Annotated in this window: 10 protein-coding genes; 4 read left to right on the forward strand and 6 right to left on the reverse strand. The window is 70.7% G+C overall.

Annotated elements, in window-relative coordinates; all coding sequences use genetic code 11:
• The 6 genes from Q0L15_RS06520 to Q0L15_RS06545 all read right to left on the reverse strand — a co-directional run.
• On the reverse strand, window positions 1–1,110 hold a 1,110-nt coding region (locus Q0L15_RS06520; protein ID WP_296603097.1), incomplete at its 3' end, for a sigma-70 family RNA polymerase sigma factor.
• Between the two features lie 7 nt (window positions 1,111–1,117).
• Window positions 1,118–1,480: a YciI family protein gene (locus Q0L15_RS06525; protein WP_296603098.1), complete on the reverse strand. Its 363-nt coding sequence runs from the start codon at window positions 1,478–1,480 to the stop codon at window positions 1,118–1,120.
• An 86-nt stretch (window positions 1,481–1,566) separates the two neighbouring features.
• A complete protein-coding gene (locus Q0L15_RS06530) occupies window positions 1,567–2,541 on the reverse strand; it encodes a Ku protein (protein WP_296603099.1) in 975 nt (324 codons plus the stop codon).
• A 53-nt stretch (window positions 2,542–2,594) separates the two neighbouring features.
• The gene (locus Q0L15_RS06535) at window positions 2,595–3,521 is read right to left on the reverse strand and encodes an SDR family oxidoreductase (protein WP_296603100.1); all 927 of its coding nucleotides are present in this window, start codon (window positions 3,519–3,521) and stop codon (window positions 2,595–2,597) included.
• Window positions 3,518–4,483, reverse strand: a complete 966-nt coding sequence (locus tag Q0L15_RS06540; protein ID WP_296603101.1) for a bile acid:sodium symporter family protein — start codon at window positions 4,481–4,483, stop codon at window positions 3,518–3,520. The genes Q0L15_RS06535 and Q0L15_RS06540 overlap by 4 nt, the downstream gene beginning before the upstream one ends.
• Complete coding sequence (locus Q0L15_RS06545) at window positions 4,483–5,781, reverse strand: NAD(P)/FAD-dependent oxidoreductase (RefSeq protein WP_296603102.1); 1,299 nt, start codon at window positions 5,779–5,781, stop codon at window positions 4,483–4,485. The genes Q0L15_RS06540 and Q0L15_RS06545 overlap by 1 nt, the downstream gene beginning before the upstream one ends.
• An 18-nt stretch (window positions 5,782–5,799) precedes the next feature.
• Here Q0L15_RS06545 and ligD (Q0L15_RS06550) point away from each other — a divergent pair, with 18 nt between their 5' ends.
• From ligD (Q0L15_RS06550) to Q0L15_RS06565, 4 genes are all read left to right on the forward strand, one after another.
• A complete protein-coding gene (gene ligD, locus Q0L15_RS06550) occupies window positions 5,800–6,720 on the forward strand; it encodes a non-homologous end-joining DNA ligase (protein WP_296603103.1) in 921 nt (306 codons plus the stop codon).
• Window positions 6,717–7,424 carry a L,D-transpeptidase family protein gene (locus Q0L15_RS06555; RefSeq protein ID WP_296603104.1) on the forward strand — a complete coding sequence of 236 codons (708 nt, stop codon included), beginning with the start codon at window positions 6,717–6,719 and terminating at the stop codon, window positions 7,422–7,424. The genes ligD (Q0L15_RS06550) and Q0L15_RS06555 overlap by 4 nt, the downstream gene beginning before the upstream one ends.
• Before the next feature lie 33 nt (window positions 7,425–7,457).
• On the forward strand, window positions 7,458–8,342 hold the full coding sequence (gene ligD, locus Q0L15_RS06560; RefSeq protein ID WP_366939548.1) for a non-homologous end-joining DNA ligase: 885 nt from the start codon (window positions 7,458–7,460) through the stop codon (window positions 8,340–8,342).
• Window positions 8,343–8,476: 134 nt separating this feature from the next.
• On the forward strand, window positions 8,477–9,004 hold the full coding sequence (locus Q0L15_RS06565) for a hypothetical protein (protein ID WP_296603107.1): 528 nt from the start codon (window positions 8,477–8,479) through the stop codon (window positions 9,002–9,004).
• Window positions 9,005–9,233 lie beyond the last annotated feature (229 nt).

Raw genomic sequence — 9,233 nt, forward strand, 5'->3', positions numbered from 1 at the left:
CGCCGGCTCGGCGGCGACGGCCTCGAGCACGGCGAGCCCCGCGTCGGGCCCGAAGGCCCGGCCGTGCGCCACGGCACGGTTGACCTCCACGACCGGCCCGGGCGCGGCGCGCGCGAGGACGTCGTACAGGCGTGCGATCTCGGTCCAGTCGGTGTCCTCGGGGCGGATGGCTCGGGCGTGGCAGGCCGCGATCGAGGCCTGGAGCACGTAGGTGCCGATCGGACGCCCGGCCCCGGCCAGCTCGTCGGCCCGGCCGAGGGCGGCCAGGCCGCGCCGGACCAGCAGCTGGTCCCAGCGGCGGCGGTCCTGGTGGTCGAGCAGGACGGGTGTGCCGTCGGGAGCGTGCCGAGCCGGCAGTCGGGAGCCCTGGAGCTCCACGAGCGCCTGGAGCCCGTGCACCTCCGGGTCGTCGGGCGCCAGCGCGGCCAGGATGCGCGCCAGCCGCATCGCCTCGCGGCACAGCTCGGGACGGGTCCAGTCATCGCCGGCGGTGGCGGCGTACCCCTCGTTGAAGATCAGGTAGACGACGCCCATCACGTCCGCGAGCCGCTCCGCGCGCTGCGGGCCGGTCGGCAGGTCCATCGAGACGCCGCGCTCCGCGAGCAGCCGCTTGGCCCGCGAGACCCGCTGTCCCATCGTCGCCTCCTTGACCAGGTAGGCGCGCGCGATCTCGCTGGTCGTCAGGCCGCCGACGAGGCGGAGCGTCAGCGCCGCCCGCGCCTCGGGGGCCAGCACCGGGTGGCAGCAGACGAAGGCCAGCCGCAGCACGTCGTCCTCGATGTGGTCGACCGCGGCCTCGAGGTCGGGCATCACCGTCTCCTCGAGTCCGTGGGCGAGCTCTGCGGTACGCCGGCGCAGGGTGTCGCTGCGCCGGAAATGGTCGATCGCCCGGCGCTTGGCCACCGCGGTGAGCCAGGCGCCGGGGTTGGCGGGGACGCCCTGGCCGGGCCACTGCTCGAGTGCGGCGACCAGGGCGTCCTGCGCGAGGTCCTCGGCGAGGTCGAGGTCACGGGTCATCCGCGCGAGGGCGGCCACGAGCCGCACGGACTCGTGGCGCCAGACCGCGGTGATGGCCCGGTCGGTCAGCGTGGGGGAGGACTCTCCCGTCACGGGCCCGTCACTGGCCCGGGGCGGTGAACATCTGCCGGATCTCGACCGATCCCTCCCAGCCGGGCCAGTACTGCTGGTGCAGCTCGAGCACGCGGCGCGCGCCCTCGACGGCCTCCTCGTGGCTGCGGACCTCGGTGATCGCGTAGCCGCCGGCGACCTCCTTGCCCTCGGCGTAGGGCCCGTCGACCTGGGTGATCGTGCCGGACCGGAGGTGGATCTCGGTGCTGTCGCGCATCCCCGACAGGCCGCCGGCCTCGAGCATGGTGCCGGCGGCGATCGCCTGGTCCATCTCCTTGGCCATCGCCTCCTGGAGCGCGAGCGGCGGGTCCTCGAGGCCCTCGGCCATCTTGACGAACGTGATGTAGCGCATCGGTGTCTCCTGTGGTCGGTGGTGCTGTCACCGGTACGTCGGACGAGCACGACCGATCTCGACAGCGCGGCCGAGGAAATGCTGGGTCAGCTCGCCTTGCGGGCCGCGGTCTTCTTCGCCGGGGCCTTCTTCGCCGTCTTCTTGGCAGCGGTCTTCTTGGTGGTCGTCTTCTTCGCCGCCGACTTCTTGGCCGGGGCGTTCTTGGTGGCCGACTTCTTGGCGGGCTTCTCCTCGTCCGCGGTGTCGGTGTCGTCCGCGGCGCTGGACGGTGCCTCCCCCCGAGCGGTCTTGGCGGCGTCGACCGAGCGCTGCAGGGCGGCCAGCAGGTCGACGACCTCACCGGAGGACTTGGTGGACGTGGCGGTGCGCTTGACCTCGCCGCCCTCGATCTTGGCCTTGACCACGGCCTCCACGGCCTCGGCGTAGTCGTCCTCGAACTCGCTGGGGTCGAAGTCGCCGGCGAGCGTCTCGACCAGCATGTTCGCCATCTTCACCTCGGCCGGCTTGACGTCGCCGGTGTCGACGGAGAAGTCGGGGACGCGGACCTCGTCGGGCCACATCATCGTCTGCAGGACGATGACCTCACCGGCCTCGGAGTCCTTGACGCGCAGCACGCCCACGCTGGTGCGCTGGCGCAGCGCCACGGTCACGACGGCCATCCGGTCGGCGTCCTTGAGCGCCTGGCGCAGCAGCGCGTAGGGCTTGGCCCCGGACTTCTCCGGCTCGAGGTAGTAGGACTTCTCGAACAGCATCGGATCGATCTGGTCCGACGGCACGAACTTCTCCACTGCGATCTCGCGCGAGGACGTCGAGGGCAGCTCGGCGAGGTCGTCGTCGGTGAGGATGACCATCTCGCCGTCCTCGGTCTCGTAGCCCTTGGCGATGTCGGCATACGCAACCTCCTCGCCGTCGAGCGAGCAGACACGCTGGTACTTGATCCGGCCGCCGTCCTTGGCGTGCACCTGCCGGAACGACACGTCGTGCGACTCAGTCGCGGCGTAGAGCTTCACGGGCACGCTGACGAGCCCGAAGGACACCGCGCCCTTCCAGATCGCACGCATAGGGAGCCTCTCTCGTCGCCTACAGCCTCACCAGGCCTCATCAGTATCCGTAGTCAGGACCGGTTACGCATCCGCCATTCATCGAAGGCCTCCCGGGAGGTCCTCGTCGGCGTGTACCCGAAGACGGTCTTGAGGCGGGTGTTGTCGAGCACCGGGCGGTACTGGAGGAACCGCGTCTGCTCCGGTCCGTACGGCGACAGGCCGACGCGCGAGAGGACGGCCAGCGCCCCGCGGAGGACCGGCTCGGGGATCGTCAGCACCGGCTTGCCGAGCAGTGCGGCGATCTCGGTGATGGTCAGCGCGCCGTCGCCGGCGACGTTGAACACGCCGGTCACCGGCTCGGTGACCGCCTGCTGGATGATCGCGACGACGTCCTCGTCCCAGATGAAGACGAACGGCGACTCCGAGCCGCGGATCTTCAGCAGCCGCTTGCGCTCGAACAGCGCGGTGATCTGGTTGTCGACCGACCGCCCGAGGATCGTGCCGATCCGCAGCACCACCTGCTCCAGGGACGGGTACCGGCGCCGGTAGTCGACCAGCATCTCCTCCACCAGCCGCTTGTGGTGGGAGTAGGCGAACTCCTCGTTGCCGCGCACCGGCTGGTCCTCGGTGATCCAGCCTCCGTTGTCCGCGCCGTTGTCGGCGTGGTAGCCGTACGCCGCACCGCTCGACGACACCACGATCCGGCGCACGCCGGTGGCCACGCAGGCATCGAGCACGTGCCGGGTGCCGGTCACGTCGACGGCGTACTCCAGCTCGCGCGTGGAGCCCGGGCCCGGCGTCACGATCGACGCGAGGTGCACGACGACCTCCGGGCGCACCTCGGCGATGACCGCGGAGACCTGCTCCCGCGAGGTCACGTCCATGACCACCGACGGCGGGCGCAGGTCGGTGCTCACCACCTCGTGCCCGGCCCCGGCCAGGCCGCGGACGACCGACGAGCCGAGGAACCCGCTGCCCCCGGTGACCAGGACCCTCATGCGCGCTCTCGCTTCGCTGCGGTCGCCGACGCGGGGGCTCCCACGATCACGACACCGCGCACCCGCCGCCAGGTGATGGCCACGGCGAGCCCGGCGATGATGTCCCAGATGCCCCACCAGGCCGCGACCAGAGCCATGCCGCCCAGCCCGTCGAAGTAGGTGAAGACCAGCAGGAGGCCGAGCCCGGCGTTGCGGATGCCGACCTCGAAGGTCATCGCCCGGACGCTCGCGTCGGGCAGGCGGGCGGCCCGGCCCACGGCGTACCCGAGACCGAGCGCGAGCGCGTCGTGCAGGAAGACCGCGAGGAGCACGACGCCGATGTAGGCGACGAAGGTGTCCCAGTTGTTCGCCACGCCGATGGCGATGATGCCGGCGAGCGCGACGTACGACAACGGGCCGATGATCCGGTGCCCGACGGCCGCGACCCGCGGCCACAGCCGGGCGATGGTGATGCCGGCCGCGAACGGCAGGCCGATGACCAGGCCCACCTCGACCAGCATGTCGACGGCCGACAGGTCGATGTCGGCGAGGACGTCCTTCGCGGTCGGGTGGAGGCTGCCCCAGAAGGCCACGTTGAGCGGCATCAGGAAGATGGCGAGCACGTTGCTGACCGCGGTCATCGAGACCGACAGCGCCACGTCGCCGCCGGAGCGGTGGGTGAGGATGTTCGAGACGTTGCCCGGTGGGCAGCAGGCGACCAGGATCAGGCCCAGGGCCAGGGAGGCCCGCAGGTCGAGCGCGAGCGTCAGCGCGAACGTGATCGCCGGCAGCGCGATGAACTGCACGAGCACGCCGACCGTGATCGCCCACGGCCGGCGCAGCGCAGCCGCGAAGTCGTCGAGCGAGGTGTCGAGCGCGATGCCGAACAAGATCGCGCCGATCACGATCTTCAGTGTCGTCAGCGAGCTCTCCTCGAAGAGGATCTTGACGTTGTCGACGTCGGTGGCCAGGGGCAGCAGCATCAGCGGAGCCTCTCGATCTCGGCGCGCACCGCGGAGCGGTAGGCGTCCTTGTTGACGTAGTACGACATCCGCTCGAGCCCGAGGTAGCGGTAGCCGCCCGAGAGGTCGGGGCGCGGACCGGCGATCCGTGCCTCGAGCTCGCGCGCTGCGTCCGGCGCCGACGTCCGTGCGGCGAGGTACGCCGCCACCAGCTCGGCCTGCTCGTAGCGGCCCTGCCAGCCGATGCCGGAGGCCTCGATCATGCCGAGCACGAAGAGGTTCGGGTCCTCCTGGGTGAAGATGTTGAGGTAGAGGTCCGGCGCGCTCCCGCGGCCCTGCCAGCGCAGCAGCGCGGGGTCCAGGAACGGGTAGTGCAGGTGGTACCCGGTGGCCAGCACGACCACGTCGTACGGGCGAGTGCTTCCGTCGACGAACTCGACGTTCCCTCCCGCCAGCCGACGGACATCTGGCCGGACGGCCAGGTCGCCGTGGCCCAGGTGGTGCAGCACCAGCGAGTTCACGACCGGGTGGGACTCGTAGATCTTGTAGTCGGGCTTCGGGAAGCCGAACCTCACCGGGTCGCCGGTGAACAGCTTGAGCACCCGCGAGTCGATCGCCTGCTTGATCCGCGGCGGCAGCGGCTTGCCCTGGTTGAGCGTGTCGGCGGGCTTGCCGAAGAGGTACTTCGGGACGAAGTAGTAGCCGCGCCGCACGGACAGGTCGACCGAGGCCGCGTGGTGCACGGCGTCGACGGCGATGTCGCAGCCGGAGTTGCCGGCGCCGATGATCAGCACCCGCTTGCCGGCGAACACCGTCGGCGACTTGTAGGCGCTGGTGTGGAGGACCTCGCCGTCGAAGGAGCCCGCGAACGTCGGCACCGACGGCTCGCTCAGCGTGCCGTTGGCGACCAGCACGCCGGCATGGCGCCGCTCCTGCCGCCCGCCGGGCCCCTCGCTGACCACCAGCCAGCCGCCGTCGCCCGAGGGCCGGGCCTGGACCACCTCGGTCTCGAAGGTGAAGCCGTCGGCCAGCGAGTGGGTGGCCGCGAAGTCGCGGAAGTAGGTCAGCAGCTCCCGGTGCGAGGGGTAGTCGGCGACCTCGTCGCGCATCGGGAACTCGGTGAACTCCGTGGTCCGCTTCGAGGAGATCAGGTGCGCCGACTCGTACACCGTGCTGCGCGGGCCGTCGATGTCCCACAGCCCGCCCACGCCCGACGCGAGCTCGTAGCCCTCCCAGGGGAGGCCGGCCTTCTGGAGGTTGCGGGCCGCTGCGAGGCCGGACGGGCCGGCGCCGATCACGGCGTACGTGTCGTGGGTCACGCCGGGCATGATGTCGTTATGCAACCCATGCTCGCTACCCGGGGTACGGCGGTGCCGACCGGTGAGGAGTGGACGCATGAGGTGAAGTGGGATGGCGTACGGATCCTGGCTGATGTTCGCGACGGCGGCTGCAGACTCTTCAGTCGTAACGGCAACGACGTGACTGTCGCCTGGCCCGAGGTCGCGACCGGGCATGGGGTGCGGGACCTCCTGGTCGACGGAGAACTGATCGCACTCAACGACCGCGGATTGCCGGACTTCCGGATGCTTCAGGACCGCATCCATCAGCGCAATCGGACCAAGATCGAGAACCTCGCCAGGGCCGTGCCCGCTTCGTACATGGTTTTCGATCTCTTGCGCCTTGATGGTCAGGACCTCACACAACTGCCGCTTACGACGCGGCGCCAGAAGCTCCAAGAGGTCGGCCTCGACGGACGGTGGCAGGCGCCCGATTCTTACGACGACGGCGCCATGCTCTGGCAAGCAACGCGAGAGCAACGCCTGGAGGGGGTGGTCAGCAAGCGCAGGAACTCGACATATCAGTTCGGCGTCCGAAGCCGAGACTGGATCAAGCTGCCACATCGTGAACGTGGGTCCTACGTCGTCGGTGGCTGGCGCCCTCAGGAGGGCACCACCGACCGGCTGGCCTCGCTGCTGGTCGGGGAGCTAGGGCCGGGCGGGCTGCTCTACCGCGGCAGGGTGGGCAGCGGCATCGGGCCGAAGCAGAGCCGGGCCCTCGCCGAGCTGGTGGCCGGCCTCGACCGGGCCGAGAGCCCGTTCGCCGACGAGGTTCCGCGGGTGGACGCCCAGGGGACCCATTGGCTGGAGCCGACCCTCGTGGTCGACATCGACACCCACGGGCGTGGGTACGAACGACTGCGTCAGCCCTCGTTCCAGGGGGTCCGCACCGACGTCACACCGGAGGACCTGCTGTCGTGAACCGACTCCTGCTGCCCGTCCTGGCGCTCGCCCTCGGTCTGGTCCTGCCGGGCCCGGCCACCGCGGTCACCGCGGCCGCGCCCGAGCACGTGCGGCTCGACGGTGTCGACGTACGCCTGCGCGCCGGCACCACCCAGGTCGTCACCGTCAACCACACCCGCGGACACCGAGCCCGGGTCACCTGGTGGGTGCGCAACGACGGCGGCTGGGAGCAGAAGCTGCAGGCCACCGACGGGCGGATCGGCTACGGCGGCCTGGTGCCGGGCCGCCAGCGCCGACAGGGGACCGGCACCACGCCGCTCGGCACCTACGACCTGCCGTGGGCGTTCGGGATGCGCCGCGGCGACTCCCGGTGGGACCTGCGCTACCGCAAGGTCCGTGCCGGCGACTACTGGGTGCAGGACAACGCCAGCGACTTCTACAACCGCTACCGCAACAAGAGCCGGGGCGGGTTCCGCTGGCGGCTGCCCGCCAGCGACCCGAACTCCTCCGAGCGGCTGCTGGACTACCGCAAGCAGTACGAGTGGTCGATCGTCACCGGCTACAACGCCGGCCAGGTGCGCCACCGCGGCTCGGGGATCTTCCTGCACGTCAACGGCTCCGGTGCGACCGCCGGATGCGTGAGCGCGCCGCGGTGGTTCATCCGCGCACTGATGTTCCGTCTCGATCCCGAGCAGCGGCCCGTGATCGCGATCGGCCGCTGAGGCGACATGCCGGCCGACAAGGAAGAAGTCCGCGTGGAGGTCGACGGCCGCACGCTGACGATCAGCAACCTCCACAAGGTGCTCTACCCGCGCACCGGCACCACCAAGGGGGAGGTGCTCAACTACTACGCCCAGGTCGCGCCGGTGCTGCTGCCGCACCTGGCCGACCGCTGCGTGACCCGCATCCGCTGGCCGCACGGGGTGCAGGACGGCAGCTTCTTCGAGAAGAACGTGCCCGCCCGCACGCCCTCGTGGGTGCGCACCGCGACGGTGCCGACGACCGGGTCGAGGGCCCAGTCGACCAGTGACACGCTGGTCTTCCCGATCGTCGATGACCTGGCCACGCTGACCTGGCTGGTCAACCTCGCCGCGCTCGAGCTGCACGTGCACCAGTGGACCGTCGACGCCGACGGTGAGCCGCAGGGCGCAGACCGGCTGGTCATCGACCTCGACCCGGGGGAGCCGGCGGGGCTCCACGAGTGCTGTCAGGTGGCGCTGCTGGTGCGCGAGCGGCTGGCCGAGCGCGGCCTGACGGCCGCGCCGGTGACCAGCGGCAGCAAGGGCCTGCACCTGTACGCCGCGCTCCCGGAGCCACTGCCGAGCGAGGAGTCCACGGCGCTGGCCAAGGAGGTCGCCGAGGAGCTCCAGGCCGAGCACCCCACGAGGGTCACGGCGACGATGACGAAGGCGCGGCGCTCGGGCAAGGTCTTCCTCGACTGGTCGCAGAACTCCGGATCGAAGACCACCATCTCGCCGTACTCGCTGCGTGGCCGGGAGCTCCCGACCGTGGCGGCGCCGGTCTCGTGGGCCGAGGTCGAGGCCGGGGCGGAGGACCCGATGGAGCTGCGCCAGCTGCGGTTCGAGGAGGTGCTCGAGCGGGTCGCCGAGCGGGGCGACGTGTTCACCGACCCCACGTGACCTGACGGCGACAGCGCCGAAATCTCGTCGAGATCTGTTACCGAACGGTGGATCTTCCGTGGAGATCACGTGCATCGGACGTGGAGCGCCCGTGCCTACCTTGAGGACGAAGCACTGGAGCACCAGGGGATGCCATGACCACCACCGCGACGACCGTTGCCACCACGGCCAGGAAGCTCATTCTTCCTGTGGGCAGCGTCGTCGGCGCGGGCGTGCTGGCCATGCTGATGGGGGTCCCCTGGACGAGTGCCAGCGAAGGAGCCTCCGGGATCCGGCTGCTGGCCGACGACCACCAGGGCGCGACGCTGACGATCAGCAAGATCGAGCCCGGTGAGTCTGTGTCTCGCAGCGTGACCATCCGCAACTCGGGTGGCACGCCGTCGAGGCTGTCCTTCCAGGAGACCGGAGACCCCTCGCCGTTCGCGGACGGCGAGCTGCACCTGGTGATCGACCAGGACGGTCGCACGCTGTACGACGGCGACTTCGCCGCCATGAGCGACATCGCGCAGGACGTCGGCACGATCGAGCCGGCCGGTTCGAGCACGTTCACGTTCACGGTGTCGTTGCCCGACGACGCGCCGTTCGCCAACCAGGGCGAGCCGGCGTCGGCGTCGTACACGTGGGTCAACTCCGAGCCTGGGTCGTCAGGATCCTTCGGTTGAGGAGGACCGCCGCCACCTGATCGGCCACGGATCGGCCACTGATCGACACGTCGGGCCGTCGCACCGGCCGCGCACCTGGGGGGGAGCGCGGACGACCTGCGCGGCCCGGGCCTGGACGGGTCATCCGGCGCACCTGGGGGGAGCGCCGACCGACCCGCCCGCGATGGAACAAGTCGTCTGTCCGGCGCTGCTGGGGGGGAGCGCCGGACAGAACCAGCCCCCTACCCGC

Source organism: Nocardioides sp. (assembly GCF_024509035.1).
GTDB lineage: Bacteria > Actinomycetota > Actinomycetes > Propionibacteriales > Nocardioidaceae > Nocardioides.

Bases quoted from the DNA above. Each gene is read 5' to 3' on its own strand.
- Q0L15_RS06525 (WP_296603098.1), bottom strand. From the start codon at position 1,480: ATGCGCTACATCACGTTCGTCAAGATGGCCGAGGGCCTCGAGGACCCG.
- Q0L15_RS06530 (WP_296603099.1), bottom strand. From the start codon at position 2,541: ATGCGTGCGATCTGGAAGGGCGCGGTGTCCTTCGGGCTCGTCAGCGTG.
- Q0L15_RS06535 (WP_296603100.1), bottom strand. From the start codon at position 3,521: ATGAGGGTCCTGGTCACCGGGGGCAGCGGGTTCCTCGGCTCGTCGGTC.
- Q0L15_RS06540 (WP_296603101.1), bottom strand. From the start codon at position 4,483: ATGCTGCTGCCCCTGGCCACCGACGTCGACAACGTCAAGATCCTCTTC.
- ligD (WP_296603103.1), top strand. From the start codon at position 5,800: ATGCAACCCATGCTCGCTACCCGGGGTACGGCGGTGCCGACCGGTGAG.
- Q0L15_RS06565 (WP_296603107.1), top strand. From the start codon at position 8,477: ATGACCACCACCGCGACGACCGTTGCCACCACGGCCAGGAAGCTCATT.